Annotated in this window: 24 protein-coding genes and 2 tRNA genes; 18 read left to right on the top strand and 8 right to left on the bottom strand. The window is 72.3% G+C overall.

Annotated features, from left to right (window positions below):
• Nucleotides 1-4: 4 nt before the first annotated feature.
• The 5 genes from RHODO2019_RS16470 to rpmH are packed head-to-tail and all read right to left on the bottom strand — an operon-like array spanning nt 5 to nt 2,681.
• The gene (locus RHODO2019_RS16470) at nt 5-667 is read right to left on the bottom strand and encodes a Jag family protein (protein ID WP_435532140.1); all 663 of its coding nucleotides are present in this window, start codon (nt 665-667) and stop codon (nt 5-7) included.
• 9 nt (nt 668-676) lie between these two features.
• Nucleotides 677-1,828 (bottom strand): membrane protein insertase YidC, encoded by a 1,152-nt coding sequence (yidC, locus tag RHODO2019_RS16465; RefSeq protein WP_265382791.1) that lies wholly within the window; start codon nt 1,826-1,828, stop codon nt 677-679.
• Between the two features lie 4 nt (nt 1,829-1,832).
• Nucleotides 1,833-2,105, bottom strand: coding sequence for a membrane protein insertion efficiency factor YidD (gene yidD, locus RHODO2019_RS16460; protein WP_265382790.1), 273 nt, complete (start codon nt 2,103-2,105; stop codon nt 1,833-1,835).
• Nucleotides 2,102-2,527 (bottom strand): ribonuclease P protein component, encoded by a 426-nt coding sequence (gene rnpA, locus RHODO2019_RS16455; protein ID WP_265382789.1) that lies wholly within the window; start codon nt 2,525-2,527, stop codon nt 2,102-2,104. The genes yidD and rnpA overlap by 4 nt, the downstream gene beginning before the upstream one ends.
• 10 nt (nt 2,528-2,537) lie before the next feature.
• Nucleotides 2,538-2,681: a 50S ribosomal protein L34 gene (rpmH, locus tag RHODO2019_RS16450; RefSeq protein WP_127784541.1), complete on the bottom strand. Its 144-nt coding sequence runs from the start codon at nt 2,679-2,681 to the stop codon at nt 2,538-2,540.
• A 527-nt stretch (nt 2,682-3,208) separates the two neighbouring features.
• Here rpmH and dnaA point away from each other — a divergent pair.
• The 12 genes from dnaA (at nt 3,209) to RHODO2019_RS16390 (ending at nt 16,140) form a co-directional block, all read left to right on the top strand.
• Nucleotides 3,209-4,723: a chromosomal replication initiator protein DnaA gene (gene dnaA / locus RHODO2019_RS16445; RefSeq protein WP_265382788.1), complete on the top strand. Its 1,515-nt coding sequence runs from the start codon at nt 3,209-3,211 to the stop codon at nt 4,721-4,723.
• 638 nt (nt 4,724-5,361) lie between these two features.
• Nucleotides 5,362-6,555, top strand: coding sequence for a DNA polymerase III subunit beta (gene dnaN / locus RHODO2019_RS16440; RefSeq protein ID WP_265382787.1), 1,194 nt, complete (start codon nt 5,362-5,364; stop codon nt 6,553-6,555).
• A gap of 62 nt (nt 6,556-6,617) precedes the next feature.
• Nucleotides 6,618-7,529, top strand: a complete 912-nt coding sequence (gene gnd, locus RHODO2019_RS16435) for a phosphogluconate dehydrogenase (NAD(+)-dependent, decarboxylating) (RefSeq protein WP_265382786.1) — start codon at nt 6,618-6,620, stop codon at nt 7,527-7,529.
• Between the two features lie 5 nt (nt 7,530-7,534).
• On the top strand, nt 7,535-8,722 hold the full coding sequence (gene recF / locus RHODO2019_RS16430; RefSeq protein ID WP_265382785.1) for a DNA replication/repair protein RecF: 1,188 nt from the start codon (nt 7,535-7,537) through the stop codon (nt 8,720-8,722).
• A gap of 139 nt (nt 8,723-8,861) precedes the next feature.
• On the top strand, nt 8,862-9,422 hold the full coding sequence (locus tag RHODO2019_RS16425; RefSeq protein WP_265382784.1) for a DciA family protein: 561 nt from the start codon (nt 8,862-8,864) through the stop codon (nt 9,420-9,422).
• Nucleotides 9,423-9,651: 229 nt separating this feature from the next.
• Nucleotides 9,652-11,619 carry a DNA topoisomerase (ATP-hydrolyzing) subunit B gene (gene gyrB / locus RHODO2019_RS16420; RefSeq protein ID WP_265382783.1) on the top strand — a complete coding sequence of 656 codons (1,968 nt, stop codon included), beginning with the start codon at nt 9,652-9,654 and terminating at the stop codon, nt 11,617-11,619.
• A gap of 74 nt (nt 11,620-11,693) precedes the next feature.
• Nucleotides 11,694-14,276 carry a DNA gyrase subunit A gene (gene gyrA / locus RHODO2019_RS16415; protein ID WP_265382782.1) on the top strand — a complete coding sequence of 861 codons (2,583 nt, stop codon included), beginning with the start codon at nt 11,694-11,696 and terminating at the stop codon, nt 14,274-14,276.
• Nucleotides 14,273-15,049, top strand: a complete 777-nt coding sequence (locus RHODO2019_RS16410) for a DUF3566 domain-containing protein (protein WP_265382781.1) — start codon at nt 14,273-14,275, stop codon at nt 15,047-15,049. Before gyrA ends, RHODO2019_RS16410 begins: the two co-directional genes overlap by 4 nt.
• A gap of 63 nt (nt 15,050-15,112) precedes the next feature.
• Nucleotides 15,113-15,186 (top strand) — tRNA-Ile (locus RHODO2019_RS16405).
• A 33-nt stretch (nt 15,187-15,219) separates the two neighbouring features.
• On the top strand, nt 15,220-15,363 hold the full coding sequence (locus RHODO2019_RS16400) for a DLW-39 family protein (protein WP_265382780.1): 144 nt from the start codon (nt 15,220-15,222) through the stop codon (nt 15,361-15,363).
• A 12-nt stretch (nt 15,364-15,375) separates the two neighbouring features.
• Nucleotides 15,376-15,448, top strand: a tRNA-Ala gene (locus tag RHODO2019_RS16395).
• Nucleotides 15,449-15,558: 110 nt separating this feature from the next.
• On the top strand, nt 15,559-16,140 hold the full coding sequence (locus RHODO2019_RS16390) for a DUF2020 domain-containing protein (RefSeq protein WP_265382779.1): 582 nt from the start codon (nt 15,559-15,561) through the stop codon (nt 16,138-16,140).
• Here the strand turns inward: RHODO2019_RS16390 and RHODO2019_RS16385 are convergent.
• Complete coding sequence (locus RHODO2019_RS16385) at nt 16,121-16,636, bottom strand: hypothetical protein (RefSeq protein ID WP_265382778.1); 516 nt, start codon at nt 16,634-16,636, stop codon at nt 16,121-16,123. The genes RHODO2019_RS16390 and RHODO2019_RS16385 overlap by 20 nt on opposite strands.
• 135 nt (nt 16,637-16,771) lie before the next feature.
• Between RHODO2019_RS16385 and RHODO2019_RS16380 the strand changes: the two genes are divergently transcribed.
• Together RHODO2019_RS16380 and RHODO2019_RS16375 are read left to right on the top strand one after the other, a co-directional pair.
• A complete protein-coding gene (locus RHODO2019_RS16380; RefSeq protein WP_265382777.1) occupies nt 16,772-17,323 on the top strand; it encodes a peptidylprolyl isomerase in 552 nt (183 codons plus the stop codon).
• A 31-nt stretch (nt 17,324-17,354) separates the two neighbouring features.
• Nucleotides 17,355-18,314: a rhomboid family intramembrane serine protease gene (locus RHODO2019_RS16375; RefSeq protein WP_354005547.1), complete on the top strand. Its 960-nt coding sequence runs from the start codon at nt 17,355-17,357 to the stop codon at nt 18,312-18,314.
• 20 nt (nt 18,315-18,334) lie between these two features.
• Here RHODO2019_RS16375 and RHODO2019_RS16370 read toward each other — a convergent pair whose 3' ends face one another.
• Nucleotides 18,335-18,778: a PH domain-containing protein gene (locus RHODO2019_RS16370; RefSeq protein WP_265382776.1), complete on the bottom strand. Its 444-nt coding sequence runs from the start codon at nt 18,776-18,778 to the stop codon at nt 18,335-18,337.
• 126 nt (nt 18,779-18,904) lie between these two features.
• Nucleotides 18,905-19,168, bottom strand: coding sequence for a cell division protein CrgA (gene crgA / locus RHODO2019_RS16365; RefSeq protein ID WP_265382775.1), 264 nt, complete (start codon nt 19,166-19,168; stop codon nt 18,905-18,907).
• Nucleotides 19,169-19,329: 161 nt separating this feature from the next.
• On the opposite strand from crgA, the gene RHODO2019_RS16360 reads away from it, so the two are divergent.
• The 4 genes from RHODO2019_RS16360 to RHODO2019_RS16345 are packed head-to-tail and all read left to right on the top strand — an operon-like array spanning nt 19,330 to nt 21,795.
• Nucleotides 19,330-20,040, top strand: coding sequence for a DUF881 domain-containing protein (locus tag RHODO2019_RS16360; RefSeq protein WP_265382774.1), 711 nt, complete (start codon nt 19,330-19,332; stop codon nt 20,038-20,040).
• The gene (locus RHODO2019_RS16355; RefSeq protein ID WP_265382773.1) at nt 20,037-20,936 is read left to right on the top strand and encodes a class E sortase; all 900 of its coding nucleotides are present in this window, start codon (nt 20,037-20,039) and stop codon (nt 20,934-20,936) included. Before RHODO2019_RS16360 ends, RHODO2019_RS16355 begins: the two co-directional genes overlap by 4 nt.
• Nucleotide 20,937: 1 nt before the next feature.
• The gene (locus RHODO2019_RS16350; RefSeq protein ID WP_265382772.1) at nt 20,938-21,099 is read left to right on the top strand and encodes a hypothetical protein; all 162 of its coding nucleotides are present in this window, start codon (nt 20,938-20,940) and stop codon (nt 21,097-21,099) included.
• A gap of 36 nt (nt 21,100-21,135) precedes the next feature.
• Entirely contained in the window at nt 21,136-21,795 is a 660-nt protein-coding gene (locus tag RHODO2019_RS16345; RefSeq protein WP_265382771.1) for an aminodeoxychorismate/anthranilate synthase component II, read from the top strand.
• Nucleotides 21,796-21,804: the final 9 nt, after the last annotated feature.

Genomic DNA, 21,804 nt, shown 5'->3' with positions numbered 1-21,804 from the left:
AGGGTCAGCTGGGGACCAGGACCACCACACGGCGCTGCGGCTCCGCACCCTCGCTCTCGCTGACCACGCCGTCGATCCCCGCCACCGCGTCGTGCACGATCTTGCGCTCGAAGGGCGTCATCGGGTCGAGCTCCTCGCGCTCACCCGAGGACAGCACACGGGCGGCCACGGCAACGCCCAGCGCCGTCAGCTTCTCCCGTCGCGCGGCGCGCCACCCCGCGATGTCCAGCATCAACCGGCTGCGCTCGCCGGTCACCTGCTGAACGGCCAGCCGGGTCAGCTCTTGCAGGGCGTCGAGCACCTCGCCACCCCCCACCAGCTTCTGCAGGTCGCTGCCACCGTCGATGCTCACCATCGCGCGATCGCCCTCCACGTCGAGGTCGATGTCACCGTCGAAGTCCAGCACGTCGAGCAGCTGCTCGAGGTAGTCACCGGCGATCTCGCCCTCCTCGACGAGGGGATCGTCCTCGTCCTCGTCGTCGTCCCCGTCGTCGCCGGCGTCTCCGGCGTCTCCGGAGAGGCTCGTGCTGCGCTCGGTTCCGTCACCCTCGACCGCGGGCACGGACGGTGCCTCGGTCTCGTCGGCGACCACCGGCGGCGCCTCACCCTGCTCTGCTGCGTCCACGGCTCGTTCGTCCACCACGTGCTCCACTCCTCGTTCCTGCATCAGACCGGCTCAGCGCTTCTTGCGCGGTGGACGGGCGGACGACGACGTCGCACCGGTGCTCGAGGTGGCCCGGGCCGCACGGTTCGTCCCACCCTTGCGGGAGGCCGCCGACGGCCGCGACGGCCGGTTCGCCCCTGGATCCACGAAAGGCTCCGCGACGGTGGACGCCGGCCCCTCGTCGGCGGGCTTCACCAGGTCCACCGCCGGATCAGCAGCAGTGGGTGGGGCCTTCTTCTTCGTGCTGAGCGGCTTGGCACCGGGCTTGGGTGCCGTGGCCGCCCGCCGCTCCACGACGTCGGCCCGCTTTGCCTCCTCCTGCTTGGCCATGTTGGCGAACAGGTAGTGCTGCTGGACGAGCGTCCACCCGTTGTTGCTCAGCCAGTACAGCAGGATGGCGACCGGGAAGAACGGTCCACCGACGACCACGAACAGCGGGAACACCCAGAGGATGAGCTTGTTCATCATCGCGGTCTGCGGGGTGGCGGCCGCGGCCGTCGCGGCGTTGGCCGCCTGTCGGGCGACCGAGGCGCGCGCGGTGAAGTGCGTCGCGATGCCGGCGATGATCATCAGCGGCACCGCCACCAGGGCGATGTCCACCCGGGTGACGGTCTCGCCGACCTTCGTCACGTAGACCAGGAGCTGCTCGGGCGTCGAGCTGATCTGGGCCGCCAGCGGGGCCCCGAACAGCTTGGCGTCGAGGAAGGACTGCACGTCGCTGACGCTGAAGACGTAGTTGGCCGTGTTCGCGTTGTCCGTCACGGACATGGCGGAACGGCCGAAGCCACCGGTGGTCCGGTTGAACGAGCGCAGCACGTGGAACAGCCCGATGAACACCGGCGCCTGCAGCAGGATCGGCAAGCAGCTGGAGAGCGGGTTGAACCCGTTCTCCTTCTGCAGCTTCTGCATCTCCACGGCCAGCTTCTGGCGGTCCTTGGCGTACTTCTTCTGCAGCGCCTTGATCTGCGGCTGGAACTCCTGCATCTGGCGCTGCGTCTTCAGCTGGTTCGCGGCCGGCTTGAACAGGACCGCACGGAGGGTGAACACGAGGAAGATCACCGAGAGGGCCCAGGCCACCCCGCTGGAGGGACCCAGCACGTAGCCGAACACCTTGTGCCAGAACCACAAGATGGCCGACACCGGGTAGTAGATGAAGTTCAGCACTGTCCTACTCGCTCCTCTTGTCCTTGCCGTGGGGCACGGGGTCCCACCCTCCAGACTGCCAGGGGTTGCACCGAAGCAGGCGCCAGAGGGTCAGGGTGACCCCGATCACGGCACCGCGCTCGCGCAGGGCCTCCACCGCGTACTGGCTGCAGACCGGGCTGTAGCGGCAGCTCGGGGGGGTCATGGGGGAGATCCACACCTGGTAGAGCCGCACCAGCCGCACGAGCAGATCGGCGGGCAGGTGCCACAGCCGGGCCGCGGCGCCGGTCGCGGTCACGGCTGGTCGTCCAGCACACCCAGGCGGCGAAGCGCCGAGCCCACGTCCGCCGCGAGCTCGGCCGACGTGGCCGTGGCGGCCGCCGGAAGGGCTCGCAGCACCACGGCGGTTCCCGTGGCCAGCCTCGGCACCAGCGGGCCCACCACGTGCCGCAGCCGCCGGGAGACCCGGTGACGCACCACGGCGTTCCCGACGGCCTTGCTCACCACCAGCCCCACCCTCGCCGACCGTGGGTGCACGACGATGCCCGGGGCCGGGGTCACCGGCTCCGGGCGCTGGTCGAGGTGGGACCGGGCTGCCGAGGACGTTGGGCCGGGCGGCAGGACGTGGACGACGACGCGTGGTCGCCCGGCCCGACGCCCGTGTCGGACCGTCGCAGAGAACTCCGCCGGTCGCGTCAGGCGCTGGTCGGCCGGCAGCACGGCGGGAAGATCAGGCGGTCAGCTCGTCGCGACCCTTGCGGCGGCGCGCCGACACGATCGCGCGACCGGCACGGGTCCGCATGCGCAGGCGGAAGCCGTGCACGCGTGCACGACGCCGGTTGTTCGGCTGGAACGTCCGCTTGCCCTTGGCCACGGTGAGAACTCCCTGTACATCGGTGGATCGACGGTCTGTGCTGTGCGTGCCACCCGCGCGGGCCTCGACGAGGACCGGGACAGCACGGCACCGCCACGGGCGCTGCCAGTGACCTTCCGAGGGTACGCAGCGCCCCAGGGGCGGTCAAACCACCGGACCGGCGGCGACACGCCGAGCCGGGGCGGTGCTTGCCCCTGGCCCCGCTCCGTGCTGGCACCTTGTGGACCGAGGCCCGGTGTTGTTAGCGTCCCCGCGGAAGATCCACCCCGGGTGCACCGGCCGCTGCCGGTGCACCACGACGCACCACCGCACAGGATCGATCGCGATCCGCGAGCTCCGGCAGGGGAGGCCAGGAGCAGGTCAGCCTCACGCGCACCCAGCCCGGCACCACCACGGTGCTCCGGGTCCCGTGGCCGTAGGTTCTGCACAGCTGTGGACAACCCTGTGGACGCGATCCGACCTCCGGGAGCCGTCCACGGACCGCGCCCGCGACCACGTCCGGGACCTGCCCGGGAGGAGATCACCAGGTGGTCGACGAACCACGAGAGCTCCACGCCGTCTGGGACGACGTCGTGGGTGAGCTGAGCAGCCCGGCCGCACCCGGGGCGCCCGTGCTCTCCGGCCAGCAGCGGGCCTGGTTGCGCCTGACCCGCCCGGTGGCTCTCGTCGACGGCTTCGCGCTGCTGGCCGCGCCCACCGCCTTCGCCAAGGAGGCGATCGAGCGCGGGCTCCGCGAGCCGATCACCGCTGCCCTCAGCCGCCACCTGGGGTTCGAGGTCTCCCTCGCCGTCAAGGTCGACGAGGCCTCCAAGATCGTGGACGCCGCACCCGCTGACGGGGCCGTCCGTCCCGCGTCGCACGGCGAGACGGTGGTCCAGGACGCCGCGCCCGCCGACGCGGTGGAGGACGACGCCGACGAGGTGGACGAGGAGCGTGACGCGCTCGCCACCGTGCACGAGATCTGGCCGAGCTACTCGACCAGCCGGGCGCCCACGCCGACTCCGTCCCAGACCCGGCTCAACGCCAAGTACACCTTCGACACCTTCGTCATCGGTGCCTCCAACCGGTTCGCCCACGCGGCGGCCGTCGCGGTGGCCGAGGCACCCGCCAGGGCCTACAACCCCCTGTTCATCTGGGGGGAGTCGGGGCTCGGCAAGACGCACCTGCTGCACGCCGCCGGCCACTACGCCCAGCGGCTGTTCCCCGGGATGCGCGTGCGGTACGTGTCCACCGAGGAGTTCACCAACGACTTCATCAACAGCCTGCGCGACGACCGCAAGGTGGCCTTCCAGCGCCGCTACCGCGACATCGACGTGCTGCTCGTGGACGACATCCAGTTCCTGGAGGGCAAGGAGGGCACCCAGGAGGAGTTCTTCCACACCTTCAACACCCTCCACAACGCCAACAAGCAGATCGTGGTGTCCTCCGACCGCCCGCCCAAGCAGCTCGCGACCCTGGAGGACCGGTTGCGCACCCGGTTCGAGTGGGGCCTGATCACCGACGTGCAGCCGCCCGAGCTGGAGACGCGCATCGCGATCCTGCGCAAGAAGGCGCAGATGGACCGGCTCGCGGTGCCCGCCGACGTGCTCGAGTTCATCGCCAGCCGCATCGAGCGCAACATCCGCGAGCTCGAGGGCGCCCTCATCCGCGTGACCGCGTTCGCCTCGCTCAACCAGCAGCCGGTCGACCAGGCGCTCGCCGAGATCGTGCTGCGCGACCTCATCCCCGACGCCTCCAGCCTCGAGATCAACGCCGCGACGATCATGGCCGTCACCGCCGAGTACTTCGGCAACTCCCTCGACGAGCTGTGCGGCCCGGGCAAGACCCGTGCCGTGGCGAACGCCCGCCAGATCGCGATGTACCTCTGCCGGGAGCTGACCGACCTGTCCCTGCCGCGCATCGGGCAGACCTTCGGCGGCCGCGACCACACCACGGTGATGCACGCCGACAAGAAGATCCGCAAGGAGATGGCCGAGCGGCGCACCACCTACGACCAGGTGCAGGAGCTCACCGCGCGCATCAAGCAGCGCTCCCGCCGCTGACCGTCCAGGTCGGCGCTCCACCACCCGCACCGCGGCGCCACCCGCACCGCGGCGCCTGCGGGGGGCACAGGCACCTCCCGGAGGTGCCGGGGTCGGAGCGCGGCCGGCGCACGCGGTGGTGCGCCGGGTGCGCCGGGTGCGCCGGGGACGTGCTGGCCGCACGCGGGCTGCCCCGGAGGCCTGGACACCCGCGCCGGGGGTCGGCAGTGCTGCCGTCGGAGCCTCGGCACCGTCCCGGAAACCCTCGATGCGTGGTTCACCCACACCTGTGCACAAGGCTGGGGACAACCTGGGTCTGGTTGGGGACGACCGTCGGCACCCACGGTCGGTGCCCCCGCCTGGGGACCGCCGTCCTGGTGCGGTCCCCAGGCCGTCCACATCCCGCCACGCCTGTCCACCAGCACGGCAGGACCACCGTCCCCAGGGTCCACAGGCGTTACTACTTCTGTTGTTCTCTTCCTGGAGAGAAGTACTTGAAGAACCGGTGTGTGGACGAGCGGGCACGCACCGTCCGACCTGCCCCCGGGTGAGGTTCCCCGGGCGCCGTCCAGCCTCTACGGTGGTGCGTCCGGGCCCCGTTCCACGGCCCGCCCCCACGCAGCACCCGAGAGGACGCGCCCGAGCATGGAGTTCCGCCGATGAAGTTCCGGGTCGCTCGCGAGGAGCTCGCCGAGGCCGTGGCCTGGGTCGCCAGGAGCCTGCCCTCGCGCCCGCCGGTCCCGGTCCTCGGTGGTGTCCTGCTCGCCACGGGAGCTCCCGGCAGCGGCGATGCCGGCGACGGCCTCACGGTGTCCGGTTTCGACTACGAGGTCTCGGCCCAGGTCGGTGTCGCGGCCGAGGTCGCCGAGGCCGGTCGCGTGCTCGTCTCGGGCCGGCTGCTCGCCGACATCACGCGCTCGCTGCCCAACAAGCCGGTCGACGTGACGGTGGACGGCACCCGGGTCCAGATCGTCTGCGGCAGTGCCCGCTTCTCGCTGCCGACCATGCCGGTCGAGGACTACCCGCAGCTGCCCGCGATGCCGTCGAGCACCGGGTCGCTGCCGGGTGACGCGTTCGCCGAGGCCGTGGCCCAGGTCGCCGTGGCCGCCGGTCGCGACGACACGCTGCCGATGCTCACCGGGGTCCGGGTGGAGATCGAGGGCTCCACCGTGGTGCTGGCCGCCACCGACCGCTTCCGCCTCGCCGTCCGGGAGTTCACCTGGAACCCGGACGAGACCACCGGTGCCGCCGTGTCGACCGCCGTGCTCGTGCCGGCCCGCACCCTCAGCGAGTCGGCCAAGACCCTCAGCGGCGCCGGTGACGTGCAGCTGGCGCTGGGTTCTCTCACGCCGGGGGCCGGCGACGGTCTGATGGGCCTGGCCGGGGCCGGCCGCCGCACCACCACCCGCCTGCTGGACGCCGAGTTCCCGAAGTTCCGCCAGCTGCTCCCGGCCGAGCACGCGTCCGTGGCGGAGGTGGACGTGGCCCCGCTCGTGGAGTCGATCAAGCGGGTGGCCCTGATGTCCGAGCGCGGCGCGCAGGTGCGCCTGGAGTTCTCCGCCGACGGGCTGAAGCTCTCCGCGGGGGGCGACGACGAGGGCAAGGCCGAGGAGGAGCTCCCGGCCGACTTCACCGGGGAGCCGCTCACCATCGCGTTCAACCCCGGCTACCTGCTCGACGGTCTGGCGGTGCTGCACAGCGAGCGCGTGCTCATGGGGTTCACCACCCCGAGCCGGCCCGCGGTGCTGCGTCCGGCGCCGGCCGAGTCAGTGCCCCTGGAGGGCGACGGACCCTTCCCGGCGCCGGTGAGCGAGTACACCTACCTGCTCATGCCGGTCCGCCTGCCGGGCTGAGCGGACCCCCGCGCCCACCTCGCGTCCTGCCCACCGCCGATCTTCTGGAAGGATCCAGAACCATGAAGGTCGGACTGGTCGGACTGGGCAAGATGGGCTTCAACATGCGCGAGCGCCTGCGCCGTGCGGACATCGACGTCGTGGGCTACGACCCACGGCCCGAGGTCACCGACGTCGCCTCGCTGGCCGAGCTCGCGGGGGCGCTCGAGGGTCCTCGGATCATCTGGGTGATGGTGCCCTCGGGTCCGATCACCCGGGACACCGTCAGCGAGCTGGCCGACGTGCTGAGCCCCGGTGACCTGGTCATCGACGGCGGGAACTCCCGGTTCACCGACGACGGACCGAACGCCGCGCTGCTCGACGCCAAGGGCATCGGCTACCTCGACTGCGGGGTGTCCGGCGGCGTGTGGGGCCTGGACAACGGCTACGGCCTCATGGCCGGCGGGTCCGCCGAGGACGTGGCGCGGGCCATGCCGGTCTTCGACGCGCTGCGTCCGGAGGGTCCGCGCGAGGAGGGTTTCGCGCACGCCGGTCCGGTGGGGGCCGGGCACTACTCCAAGATGGTCCACAACGGCATCGAGTACGGCCTGATGGCCGCCTACGCCGAGGGCTTCGAGCTGCTCGAGGCCGAGGACCTCGTCACCGACGTCCCCGCGGTGCTCAAGGCGTGGACCCGCGGGACGGTGGTGCGCTCCTGGCTGCTCGACCTGCTGGTCAAGGCGGTGGAGCAGGACCCGGGCCTCAGCAAGATCTCCGGCTGGACGGCCGACTCCGGCGAGGGGCGCTGGACGGTGGAGGAGGCCATCAACCACTCGGTGCCCGTGCCGGTGATCTCCGCGGCCCTGTTCGCCCGCTTCGCCTCCCGGCAGGACACCTCGCCGACCATGAAGGCCGTGGCGGCGCTGCGCAACCAGTTCGGCGGGCACGACGTGCACAAGGCGGGTCCCACCTCGGGCTCCGGCGCCACCAGCTAGCCCTCGTGCACGTCCGACACCTGGGGGTCACCGACTTCCGGTCGTGGCCGAGCGCGGAGCTCGCGCTGGCGCCCGGGGTCAGCGTGCTGCTCGGTCGCAACGGGCAGGGCAAGACGAACCTGGTGGAGGCCGTCGGCTACCTGGCCACCCTCTCCTCGCACCGGGTCTCCACCGACGCGCCCCTGGTGCGCAGCGGGGCGGAGCGCGCCGTGGCCCGCGCCGCGGTGGTCAACGACGGCCGCGAGCTGCTGGTCGAGGTGGCCATCACCCCCGGCAGGGCCAACAAGGCCCGGATCAACCGCTCGCCGGTCGGCCGGCCGCGGGAGGTGCTCGGGATCCTGCGCACGGTGCTCTTCGCCCCCGAGGACCTCGCCCTGGTGCGCGGCGACCCCGGCGAGCGCCGCCGCTTCCTCGACGACCTGCTCGTGACACGACGTCCCCGGCTGGCCGGGGTGCGGGCCGACTACGAGAAGGTGCTGCGCCAGCGCTCGGCCCTGCTCAAGTCCGCCGGTGCGGCGCTGCGCCGGGGAGGCGCGCGGGACGGTTCCGCCACGGCGACGCTGGACGTGTGGGACACCCACCTCGCCGAGCACGGCTCCCTGCTGCTGGCCGCCCGGCTCGACCTGCTCGCCGAGCTCGCGCCGCACGTCACCGGGTCCTACGCGGCGCTGGCCCCGGAGTCCCGCCCCGCCGCGCTGCGCTACCGCAGCAGCCTGGGTGAGGTGCTGCCCGAGGGGTACGGACGGCCCGGCGCGGAGCGGGCCGACCCCGAGCTGCTGGAGGCGTGCCTGCTCAGCGAGCTCGCCCGGGTGCGCACCCAGGAGGTCGACCGCGGCGTGTGCCTGGTGGGGCCCCACCGCGACGACGTGGAGCTCACCCTCGGCGACCACCCGGCGAAGGGCTACGCCAGCCACGGCGAGTCGTGGAGCTACGCGCTGGCCCTGCGCCTGGGCAGCTTCGCCCTGCTCCGCGCGGAGGGCAGCGACCCCGTGCTGGTGCTCGACGACGTCTTCGCCGAGCTCGACCTGCGCCGGCGCAGCGCGCTGGCCACGGTGGCGGCCACCGCGGAGCAGGTGCTCATCACCGCGGCCGTGGCCGAGGACGTGCCCGCAGAGCTCGACGGCGCCCGGTTCGAGGTGGTGGCGGTGGACACCGAGCAGGGCCGCACGTCGCAGGTGCACCGTGTTCGCTGACGATGGCCGGCCCGCTGACCAGAGCCGACCCGCTGACGACGGCCGGTCCGATCCCGCGGACGGAGCCGGGCCGCAACCACCTCGTGACGCACCGGTCCCCGCTGTCCCCACCGCTGATCCACAGGATGTGCACAACCCTGTGGATGGTGGGGACGGGCGCCGGAGCCCGGACGACGCCGAGGCCCCCCGCGGGGTGGACCTGGCGCGGCGGGCCCTGGAGCAGGCGCGGGCCGCGGCGAAGGAGCGGGGCGTGGCGGTCGGTCGCGGTGGCGCGTCCCCGCGGCGGGGTGCCCCGCGCACCCCGCGCAGCAGCCGGCGGCGGTGGTCCGGCCCCGGCGCCGACGACCGGGACCCGCAGACCTTTGCGAGCCTGGCCGCCGGTCTCGTGCGCAGCCGGGGCTGGTCGGAGGAGATCGCGGCCGGGGCCGTGCTGGGCCGGTGGAACAGCCTGGTGGGTGCGGACATCGCCGACCACGCCCAGCCCGAGTCGCTGGTGGGCGGCGAGCTGGTGGTGCGGGCGGAGTCCACGGCCTGGGCGAGCCAGCTGCGCACCCTGCAGCGCCAGATCCTCGCCAAGATCGCGGCCGGGGTGGGCCACGGCGTCGTCACGAAGCTGACCGTGCGCGGCCCCGCGGCGCCCAGCTGGAAGCACGGCGAGCGCACGGTGCGCGGTCGTGGGCCCCGCGACACCTACGGCTAGGAGCCGGGTCGTCGGGCTGAGCCGTCCTGGCGGCCCCACCGATCGACCCGGCCGCGCCCCGGACCATCTGTAGCGCCGGTGCGGCCGCCACGGCGCTCTCAGGGGTGCTGGAGGGCCACCTGCGCGCGCCCGGGGCAGTAGAGTGGTGGAGCACTGCACCGCACGGTGCGCGCGACCCCGCTCGGGGGAACCGCCCGCGCACCCCAGGCTGAGGAGACCCAGACCGCTCGTGGCTGACAAGAAGCCGTCCTACGGCGCGTCCTCGATCACCGTCCTCGAGGGCCTCGACGCCGTCCGCAAGCGTCCCGGCATGTACATCGGCTCCACCGGTGAGCGGGGGCTGCACCACCTCGTCCAGGAGGTGGTGGACAACTCGGTCGACGAGGCGATGGCCGGCTACGCCACCCGCGTCGAGGTGACCCTGCTGGCCGACGGCGGTCTGCAGGTCGTCGACGACGGCCGCGGGATCCCCACCGAGATGCACCCGGTCGAGAAGAAGCCCACCGTCGAGGTCGTGCTCACCGTGCTCCACGCCGGCGGCAAGTTCGACTCCGACTCCTACGCCGTCTCCGGCGGGCTGCACGGCGTGGGCATCAGCGTCGTCAACGCGCTGTCCCGCCGGCTCGAGGTCGACATCCTCCGCGACGGCAAGAACTTCACCCAGACGTACCTCTACGCCAAGCCCGGCCCCCTGGTCGAGGTCGGGCCGTCCGAGCGCACGGGGACCACGGTGCGGTTCTGGCCGGACGACTCCATCTTCGAGACCACCGTCTTCAGCTTCGAGACCATCTCCACCCGGCTGCGCGAGATGGCGTTCCTGAACAAGGGCCTGACCATCACCCTGCTCGACGAGCGGGTCAGCGACGCGGACGCCGTGGAGGACGCCGACGGCAACAGTGCCCGGGTGAAGTCCCGCAGCTACCACTACCCCGGTGGGCTCGAGGACTACGTCCGGTGGCTCAACAAGTCCAAGAACCCCCTGCACACCTCGGTCGTCGGCTTCACCGCCAGCGGGACGGGGCAGGAGGTGGAGGTGGCCATGCAGTGGAACAACGGCTACACCGCCTCGGTGCACACCTTCGCCAACACCATAAACACGATCGAGGGCGGCACCCACGAGGAGGGCTTCCGCTCCGCGCTCACCGGCGTGGTCAACAAGTACGCCCGGGAGAAGAAGCTGCTCAAGGAGAAGGATGACTCGCTCACCGGCGAGGACATCCGCGAGGGCCTCGTCGCCATCGTCAGCGTGCGGGTGGGCGAGCCGCAGTTCGAGGGCCAGACCAAGACCAAGCTCGGCAACACCGAGGTGCGCAGCTTCGTCATCAAGACCTGCAACGAGTGGCTCTCCGACTGGTTCGAGCGCAACCCCGCCGACGCCAGGACCATCGTCAGCAAGGCGATCTCCTCGTCCCAGGCCCGGGTGGCCGCGCGCAAGGCTCGCGAGCTGGTGCGCCGCAAGAGCGCCACCGACATCGGCGGCCTGCCGGGCAAGCTCAGCGACTGCCGCTCCAACGACCCGAGCCTGTCGGAGATCTACGTCGTGGAGGGCGACTCCGCCGGCGGCTCGGCGAAGTCCGGCCGCGACTCGATGTTCCAGGCGATCCTGCCGCTGCGCGGGAAGATCATCAACGTCGAGAAGGCCCGCATCGACCGGGTGCTGAAGAACACCGAGGTCCAGGCGATCATCACCGCCCTGGGCACCGGGATCCACGACGAGTTCGACCTGGCCAAGCTGCGCTACCACAAGATCATCCTGATGGCGGACGCCGACGTGGACGGCCAGCACATCTCCACGCTGCTCATGACGCTGCTGTTCCGCTTCATGCGCCCGCTCGTGGAGCACGGTCACGTCTACCTCGCCGCGCCGCCGCTGTACAAGATCAAGTGGAGCAAGGGCGAGCCGGACTTCGTGTACTCCGACCACGAGCGCGACGTGCTGCTCAAGGCCGGCCTCGAGTCCAACCGCAAGATCAACAAGGACGACGGCGTCCAGCGGTACAAGGGCCTCGGCGAGATGAACGCCAAGGAGCTGTGGGAGACCACGATGGACCCGGAGCACCGCATCCTGCGCCAGGTCACCCTCGACGACGCCGCCACCGCCGACGAGCTGTTCAGCGTCCTGATGGGTGAGGACGTCGAGGCCCGCCGCAGCTTCATCACCCGCAACGCCAAGGACGTCCGGTTCCTCGACGTGTAGGCGGCTACGCCGCACGTGCGTGATTTCTCGACCCAGGACGCGAGCTTTCCTTCACACCCCGGCCGGAGGCCCTCATGACCGACACCACGCTGCCCCCCGAGGGTCCGCCGCCCGGCTTCACCGACGGTGGCTCCGGGGCGGCCCGCGACCGCGTCGAGCCCGTAGACATCCAGCAGGAGATGCAGCGCAGCTACATCGACTACGCGATGAGCGTCATCGTCGGCCGCGCCCTGCCGGACGTGCGGGACGGCCTCAAGCCGGTGCACCGCCGCGTGCTGTACGCCATGTACGACAGCGGCTTCCGCCCGGACCGCAGCTACGTCAAGTGCGCCCGCGTCGTCGGCGAGGTGATGGGCAACTACCACCCGCACGGCGACACCTCGATCTACGACACCCTGGTCCGCCTGGCCCAGCCGTGGTCCATGCGGTACCCGCTCATCGACGGCCAGGGCAACTTCGGCTCCCCGGGCAACGACCCGGCCGCCGCCATGCGCTACACCGAGAGCCGGCTCACCCCGCTCGCGATGGAGATGCTCCGCGAGATCACCGAGGAGACCGTCGACTTCTCCCCGAACTACGACGGCAAGACCTCTGAGCCGAACGTCCTGCCCAGCCGCTTCCCGAACCTGCTCGTCAACGGCTCCGGCGGCATCGCCGTGGGCATGGCGACCAACATGCCCCCGCACAACCTCCGCGAGGTGGGCGCAGCGGTGGTGTGGGCGCTGGACAACCACGAGGCCGACGACGAGGCCACCCTGGCCGCCTGCATGGAGCGGGTCACCGGGCCGGACTTCCCGACGAGCGCCCTCATCGTGGGCTCCGAGGGCATCCGCGACGCGTACACCACCGGTCGGGGCTCGGTGCGCATGCGCGGGGTGGTCGAGGTGGAGGAGGACGCCCGCGGGCGCACGACGCTGGTGTGCACCGAGCTGCCGTACCAGGTGAACCCCGACAACCTCGTCACGAGCATCGCCGAGCAGCTGCGCGACGGCAAGATCGCCGGCATCTCCGACATCCACGACGAGTCCTCCGACCGCGGCGGCATGCGGATCGTGCTCACGCTCAAGCGCGACGCGGTGGCCAAGGTGGTGCTGGCCAACCTCTACAAGCACACCCAGCTGCAGACCAGCTTCGGGGTGAACAACCTGTCCATCGTCGACGGGGTGCCGCGGACCCTGCGGCTGGACAAGATGATCCGGCTGTACATCACCCACCAGCTCGACGTCATCGTCCGGCGCACCCGCTACCGGCTGCGCAAGGCCGAGGAGCGGGCCCACATCCTGCGCGGGCTGGTCAAGGCGCTCGACGCGCTCGACGAGGTCATCGCCCTCATCCGGGCCTCCGCCTCGGCCGAGGTTGCCCGCACCGGTCTGATGGAGCTGCTCGAGGTCGACGAGCTGCAGGCCCAGGCCATCCTGGACATGCAGCTGCGCCGGCTGGCGGCGCTGGAGCGCCAGCGGATCATCGACGAGCTGGCCGAGATCGAGGTCGAGATCGCAGACCTCGAGGACATCCTGGCCAAGCCCGAGCGCCAGCGGGCCATCGTCCGCGACGAGCTCACCGAGATCGTGGACAAGTTCGGCGACGAGCGCCGCAGCCGGATCATTCCCGCCGACGGCGACGTGTCCATGGAGGACCTCATCGCCCGCGAGGACGTGGTGGTCACCATCACCGAGACCGGCTACGCCAAGCGCACCCGCACCGACCTGTACCGGTCGCAGAAGCGCGGCGGCAAGGGTGTGCAGGGTGCCGGGCTGAAGCAGGACGACATCGTCAGCCGCTTCTTCGTCTGCTCCACCCACGACTGGATCCTGTTCTTCACCACCAAGGGACGGGTGTACCGCGCCAAGGCCTACGAGCTGCCGGAGGCCAACCGCACCGCCCGCGGCCAGCACGTGGCGAACCTGCTCGCCTTCCAGCCCGACGAGCGCATCGCCCAGGTCATCCAGATCAAGAACTACGAGGTGATGCCCTACCTGGTGCTGGCGACCAAGGGCGGCCTGGTCAAGAAGTCACGGCTGACGGACTTCGACTCCCCGCGCCAGGGCGGTGTCATCGCGATCAACCTCCGCGAGGAGGACGAGCTGATCGGCGCGGTGCTCTGCTCGGCCGACGACGACCTGCTGCTGGTCTCCGCCGGTGGCCAGTCGATCCGGTTCTCGGCCACCGACGAGGTGCTGCGCCCGATGGGACGGGCCACCTCGGGCGTGCTCGGCATGCGCTTCAACGGCGAGGACGCACTGCTCAGCCTGAACGTCGTCAAGGACGGCATGTTCCTGCTGGTCGCGACGGCCGGCGGCTTCGCCAAGCGCACCGCCATGGAGGACTACCCGGTGCAGGGCCGTGGGGGCAAGGGCGTGCTCACCATCCAGTACGACCGGCGCCGTGGCACGCTGGTCGGAGCGCTGATCGCCGACATCGACGACGAGCTGTACGCCATCACGTCCGGTGGTGGGGTCATCCGCACCACCGCCAAGTCGGTGCGCAAGGCGGGTCGGCAGACGAAGGGGGTGCGCCTGATGAACCTCGGAGAGGGCGACACCCTCATCGCCATCGCCCGCAACGCCGACGAGTCCGGTGAGCCCGGCGACCCCGCGACCGAGCTGGACCCGGGCGCACCGACCGATGTCGAGCCCACCCCTGAGGAGCAGTCATGACCACTCCGTCCGAGCCCGGCCGCCGCGACGACAGCTCGGCCGGCAGTCCGCCCCCGTGGCAGCGGGGCAGTGCCGCCGGCAGCCAGGGCAAGGGTGGCGCCCAGGTGCCCGCGGGCTCGGCCGGCACCGACAGCACCCGGACCGACAGCACCCGGACCGACAGCACCCGGACCGACAGCACCCGGACCGACAGCACCCGGTCGGGCAGCAGCCGGCCGGAGCGGGGCGACGGGCCGCTCCGGACCACCGCCGTCGTCGACGCCCCCACCAGCCAGATCCGCCGCGCAGACGTGCCGACGGACATGCCGGACCTGTCCGCCGCGCGCCGGACCAGCACGGACGGCCCACGGAGCCCGCGGACCGACGCCCGTCCCAGCACCCCGACCCCCCGGACGTCGGGGCGTGGCCCGCGCAGGGCGGCGCTGCAGGTCAAGCACATCGACCCGTGGTCGGCGCTGAAGATCTCGCTGGTGCTCTCGGTGGCACTGTTCCTGGTGTGGATGATCGCAGTGGGCGTGCTCTACCTCGTCCTCGACGGCATGGGCGTGTGGAGCAGCATCAACAAGACGTTCACCGACTTCGTGACGGTGAGCGACCCCGCTGGCGGCGGGGGCGCCCTCATCGGACCGGGTCGGGTCTTCGGCGTGGCCGCGGTGATCGGGCTCGTCAACGTCGTGCTGTTCACCGCGCTGGCGACCCTCAGCTCGTTCGTCTACAACCTCTCGGCCGACCTCGCCGGTGGCGTCGAGGTCACCCTGACCGAGCGCGACTGACGGACCGCGGGGCGCGCGTTTTCGTCTGCGCCCCGCGGTCGGGTAACCTCAGCGATCGCACCCGGGCCTATAGCTCAGACGGTTAGAGCGCTTCCCTGATAAGGAAGAGGCCGGTGGTTCAAGTCCACCTAGGCCCACGTCGAACGGCGAGACGAGGAGGAGCTTCGATCATGAAGATCCTCCTCGTCCTCGTCGCCGCAGCGGGTGCAGCGTTCAGCATCTCCCGGCGCCGGGGCGGCCGGGACGAGGCCGACCTCTGGCACGAGGCCACCGCCCCCGCCGCTCCCTCGCGCTCGGCGGCACCACCCTCCTGAGTCAGCACCCCAGGGGACGTAGCTCAATTGGCAGAGCACTGCCTTTGCAAGGCAGGGGTTAGGGGTTCGATTCCCCTCGTCTCCACCGGTCGACCGGCGCGGTCTCCCGCAGCCCCGAGGACGGCCGTGGCGTCAGGACGAACCCCGCCCCGGCGTCCACGAGTCCGGGGGACGTCTGGCCGCTACCGTGGGCGCATGCGCACCGCCCCCGCTGCCGCACTGGCCGCGACCGCCGTCCTGCTCGCGGGGTGCAGCGGCGGCGGGCAGCCCGCCGCAGCGGTCACGACCTCCCCGGTCACCACGACGGCGCCCAGGCCGTCCACGGAACCGTCCACCGCGGCACCGGCCCCCGCCCCCGCGGCTGCGCTGCCGGCGGTGCCGACCGCGCAGACGGCGGGCAACTGTCCCTACCTCTCCGCGGACGACGTCTCGGCGTTCAACGGCGAGAAGGTCTACGGGGTCAAGCTCGACCCCACGCAGGACCCCCCCGCCTGCTTCTTCGCCCGCGGGGACGGCAGCCCGCAGCTCAGCGTGTGGGTCTACGCCGCCCCCAGCGCCGAGCTCGCCACCGCCGCCGTGGACCGGGCGGCGCCGGTGGCCACCACCAATCCCGCCGACCAGCCGGCCGGGTGGACCGGGGGCAGCAGCGGTGGTCCCGGCGGCGCCGTCTACGCCGTGGCGAAGGGTGCGGTGGCCGTGGTGGTCACCAGCAACCAGGAGCAGTCGGTCAAGGCCCGGCGCGTCACCGAGCAGGTGATCAGCGCCCTGGGTCTGTGACTGCCGGGTCGGCCGCCGCGGGCTCGGCCGCCGCGGGCTCGGCCGCCGCGGGCTCGGTGGTGCCGGGCTCGGTGGTGCCGGGCTCGGCGGTTCTGGGCTCGGCGGGAGCCACGTCCTCGACCCGGGGCGGGGCGGGGGCGGGCGGCGGTGCCACCGACCGTCGGGAGGCCACCACCACCGCGCCGCCGGCGAGCGCGCCGAGAACCAGCACCACCCACGGCCAGCGCCGCCGCCGGCGGGGCGCGATGGTGGCGGCGAGGTCGCGGCGCACCGCGTCCGGGCTCGGCAGGGACAGCTCCCCAGCCCGCTCGACCACCCGGTGCCGCGCGCGCACCGCGTCCGCGGCGGCCCGCGAGGTCGCCCGCCCCGCCAGCACCCCCAGCGTGGTGGCCGTCCGCGTGCCGGCCACCACCCCGCGCCGAGCCAGGACCACCCCGTGGCCGACCACCCGCCCCGTGAGCTCCCCGGCGGTGGACAGCACCGTCACCTCGTTCATCGCGCTCCCCGTGCTCCGCGGGCGCCCGGCGACCACCCGTCGGCCCCCATCCTGCCCGTCGGCGCCACCCGCAGCACCGGGTGCCGGACGGCGGGCCCGCGGCACCGACCCGGGGGCAGTGGCAGGATGGGGTGCGTGACTTCACCCGCGAGCGACACCTCAGCCCCGGCCACCGCGACCGCCACGCTGCACACCAACCGTGGCGACATCCGCATCGCGCTGTTCGGCGACCACGCGCCCAAGACGGTCGCGAACTTCGTCGGCCTGGCCGACGGCACCAAGGAGTACTCGGACACCAACGCCTCCGGCGGCACGTCGGGCCCGTTCTACGACGGTTCCGTCTTCCACCGCGTCATCGACGGATTCATGGTCCAGGGCGGCGACCCCACGGGCACCGGCCGTGGCGGCCCCGGCTACCGCTTCGCCGACGAGTTCCACCCCGAGCTGCAGTTCGACCGGGTGTACCTGCTGGCCATGGCCAACGCCGGGCCCGGCACCAACGGGTCGCAGTTCTTCATCACCACCGCCAAGACCCCGCACCTCAACCGCAAGCACACGATCTTCGGCGAGGTGGCCGACGCGGAGTCGAAGGCCGTCGTGGACGCCATCGGCACCACCTCGGTGGACCGCTCCGACCGTCCGGTCGAGCCCGTGGTCATCGAGCGGATCTCCGTCGAGCAGGCCTGACCCCGCGCCACCCCGAGGACACCCCGCAGCGATGAGCACCCCCGGTTGGGGCCCACCCCCCGGTCCGCACGACCAGGGCTGGGCGCCGCCCCGGCCGGGGTCGCCGCCGCCCCACGGCCCCCCGGCCGGGGGGTTCTCCTCCGGGCCGACCACCTGCTTCCGGCACCCGGAGCGGTCCACCGGGCTGCGCTGCGCCCGCTGCGGGCGCCCGGCCTGTCCTGAGTGCCTGCGCGAGGCCGCGGTCGGCTTCCAGTGCGTGGTGTGCGTCTCCGAGGGGCAGAAGGAGGTGCGCTCGGCCGCCACGGTGGCCGGTGCCCGGGTGCAGCAGTCCACCCCGGTGGTCACCTACGCCCTGCTGGGCGTCAGCGTCGCCCTGTACCTGCTCACCGCCGTCCTCGCGCGCAGCGTGATGACCAACAGCGACTCCGACTTCTTCGGCCTGTTCTCGCTGTGGCCGGTGGGGGTGGCCGAGGGCGGCTACGGACGGCTCGTCGTCAGCGCGTTCCTGCACTACGGACTGCTCCACCTGGCCCTGAACATGTACGCCCTGTACGTGCTGGGCCGCGAGCTGGAGATGGTCCTGGGCCGCTGGCGGTACGGGGCGCTCTACGCCGTCTCGCTGCTCGGCGGATCCACCAGCGTGATGCTGTTCGAGAACCCCGTGAGCGCGACGGTGGGTGCCTCGGGTGCGGTCTTCGGGCTGATGGGTGGCCTGGCGGTGGTGCTGCTGAAGCTGCGTCGGAGCCTGGTCCCGGTGTTCACGGTCATCGGGATCAACGTCGTCATCAGCGTCACCGTCCCCGGGATCTCGCTGTTCGGCCACCTCGGCGGTCTCGTGGCCGGGGCCGTGGCGGGTGGGGTGCTGCTGTACGCCCCCGCCGGGGCCGGGCGGACGCGGATCCAGGTGGCCGGGCTCGTCGCCCTCGCCGTGGTGCTGCTGGTGGCCGTGGTGCTGCGCGTGGTGCAGCTGCGGACCGAGTACGGCCTGTAGGACGCCCCGGGAGGCGCCGGCTAGAGCTGTCCCATCCGGACGGCGAGCAGCCTGTCGTGGACGTCCTGCGGCTCCGCGCCGAGATCGAGGCGGGTGAGCACCACGAGCGCGCCGACCCGCTGCTCGGTGTCGCGCGGGCTGATCTCCAGCACGGGAACCTCCCGACCGAGCCGCCGCGTGCGCACCACCTCCACCTGCTCCACCTCGGACCAGGTCAGCCGCAGGGTGCCGGTGACCCCTCGCACGGTCAACCCGTGGACGTCGACGGACAGCCGCGGACGCAGCCGTGCCCCGAGGACGGTCGCCACCGCGAGCCCCAGCACGGCGAGACCGAGCAGCAACCTCCCGGCGGCGTCCCCGGAGAGCAGGGCGAGCGCGAGGAACGCCACCGCACCGCCGCCGGCGGCCGCGACCGCCGCAGGCTTCGTGGACCAGCTCGCGACTGCGGGCCCGGGCTCATCCACCGGGGTGACCCGTGCGCGGCGGACCCATCCGCAGGACCTGTCCACACTGGGGATGAATCACACCCGTGTCATGAGCCCCAGCTGCGACGCGTCGGCCGTGCCCTGGTGACGGTCGGTGGTCCGCGGTCAGCGCCACCGCATGGTCATCAGCAGCCCGACGACCATCAGGCTGAAGCCGATGAGGAAGTTCCACGCGCCGAGCGTCACCATGAAGGGGATCTTGTCCCCGGCCAGGTAGTTGACGACGAGCCACGCGAGCCCGAGCAGCATCAGCCCGAGCATGACGGCGACGTAGACGGGGTTGGACGGCCCGGCCTGGACCTTCTGCGGCGTGCGGAGGTTGCCCGCTCCGGCGTACGCGGGCTTCTTGCGGACCTTCGACTTGGGCATGTCGTCCCTTGCTGGGGTGGAGGTGGTGGGCGGGGTGCACGCGCGCACGCCCGACCTCACGGTGGTCTTCTGCCCACAGGCTACCGTGGTGGGCGTCACGACAGGCGTGCGCGAGCGGAGGGACCTCGACGGTGGGCGGTGCCTCTGGACGGGGGTGGCGGGTGGCCGTCCCCGTGGTGCTCCTGCTCGCGGGGCTGCTGCTGTCCGCGACGCGCGAGACCGCGCAGGGCGGTGAGCTGCGGGCCGGCAGCAGCACCCGGCTCTCGGACCTGGTGCGCACGGCGCAGGGCGAGGTGGACGCCGTGCAGGCCCGGCGCACCCAGCTCGTCGCGGACGTGGACGCGGCTCAGCGGGGGTCCGGCTCGTCCGACGCGCAGGTGGCCGCCACCCTGGCCCGGGCGGACGCGCTCGACGAGGCCGCGGGGCTCACGGCGCTCACCGGTCCTGGGATCAGCGTCACGCTCACCGACGCGGCGCGCGACGCGGACGGCCGCTACCCGGCCGGCGCTGCCCCCGACGACCTCGTGGTGCACCAGCAGGACCTGCAGAGCGTGCTCAACGCGCTCTGGGCGGGCGGCGCGGACGCCGTGGTGGTCCAGGACCAGCGCGTGGTGACCACCTCGGCCCCCCGGTGCATCGGCAACACCCTGCTGCTCGACGGGCGCACCTACAGCCCGCCCTACGTCGTTGCAGCCATAGGTGACCCCGGGCGGCTGCGCGACGCGCTCGACGCGGAGCGCGGGGTGGCCATCTACAAGCAGTACGTGGCACGGTTCGGCCTCGGGTACGTGGTCGACGCTGCCGATGACATCACCGCCCCCGCCTACACGGGGTCGATCAGGTTGAGCCAGGCCCAGGAGGTCCCCCGGTGAGCACCGCCCTCGACGACGCCCCACCCCCCGGCCCCCGGCCGTCCCGCCACCGCGGGGACCGGGTGCGCACCGGCGTCCGCGGCCTCGGCGAGCTGCTCATCACCGTGGGTCTGGTGCTGCTGCTGTTCGTCGTCTACGAGCTGTACTGGACCGATCTCGTCTCTGCCGGCAAGCAGAGCGACGTCACCACAGCTCTGGACCAGGAGTGGGCGAACGGCGACAACCCCACCATCGCGACCCCGGTGGTCGGCCAGGAACGCACCGGCCAGTCCACCGTCGCCCTCGGAGCCGGCTTCGCGAAGCTCTACGTGCCGTCCTTCGGCTCGGACTACCAGTTCACCGTGGTGGAGGGCACCACCCAGGAAGCCCTGGCCGTCGGCCCCGGGCACTACGCGGGCACCGCGTTCCCCGGCCAGCCGGGCAACTTCGCCGTGGCCGGGCACCGGGTGGGCCAGGGGGCCCCGTTCAACGATCTCGACCTGCTGCAGTCCTGCGACTCGATCATCACCGAGACCGCGGACACCTGGTACGTCTACCGGGTGCTGCCGATGTCGGAGGAGGTGGACGGGTGGGGCGCGGGCAAGGGCGCCACCGACGCGAGCTGCACCGGCACGGCCGACAACGATGCCGCCGTGGCCCCCCTCGGCGGCGCGTACACCGGCGTCGTCGGCCGCCAGATCGTGGATCCCTCGCAGGGCGACGTCATCTCCCCGGTTCCCGGCGACGCGGCCGCCGCCCCCACCGGGGCGGACGCGGTGTCGCTGCTGACGCTCACCACCTGCCACCCCCGGTACTCCGCCCGGCAGCGGATGATCATCCACGCCGTGATGGTGAAGCAGTACCCCAAGAGCGCGTCGGCACCCGGTGCGGTGCCGCCCGAGATGGCGAAGGGCTGAGATGTACACGTGGATCTGGCGGACCCTGCCCGGGCCGGTGGTGGTGCGGCTAGTACTCGCCCTCGTGCTGCTGCTCGCCGTGCTGGCCCTGCTCATGACGGTGGTGTTCCCGGCCGTGGGACCGCTGCTGCCGTTCAACGACGTCTCCGTGGTCGGGCAGTAGCCCGACGCCTGGTCGCGGCCCGTAGCGTGTGCGCGCATGCGGATCCTCGTCGTCGACAACTACGACAGCTTCGTCTACAACCTCGTGCAGTACCTCGGGCAGCTGGGCGTGGACGTCGACGTGGTGCGCAACGACGACCCGGCCCTGGACGACACGTCCGGCCACGCCGGGGTGCTGCTGAGCCCGGGCCCGGGGACCCCCGAGCGGGCCGGGCGCAGCGTCGAGCTCGTGCACCGCGCCGTGGCCGATCGCACCCCGCTGCTGGGGGTCTGCCTCGGTCACCAGGCCATCGGGGTGGCGCTGGGGGCCACCGTCGACCGCGCCCCGGAGCTCATGCACGGCAAGACGAGCCTGGTCGACCACGACGGCTCAGGGGTGCTGGCGGGTCTGCCGCAGCCCTTCACCGCCACCCGCTACCACTCGCTGACGGTGCTCCCGGACACGGTGCCCGCCGAGCTCGAGGCCACCGCCCACACCGCGGGCGGGATCGTCATGGCCCTGCGACACCGCGAGCTCCCCCTGCACGGAGTCCAGTTCCATCCCGAGTCGGTGCTGACCCAGGGCGGTCACCGCGTGCTCGCGAACTGGCTCGAGGTGTGCGGGTGGAGCGTCGACGAGGCGTTGGTGGCCCGGCTCGAGACCGAGATGGCCGCCACGCTCGGCGACCTCTCCCGGGTCAGCCCCGCCGCCGGCTGACCGGCCCGC

Origin of the sequence: Rhodococcus antarcticus, assembly GCF_026153295.1 — a bacterium.
GTDB lineage: Bacteria > Actinomycetota > Actinomycetes > Mycobacteriales > Mycobacteriaceae > Rhodococcus_D > Rhodococcus_D antarcticus.
This window is presented reverse-complemented; position numbering and strand designations above follow the sequence as displayed.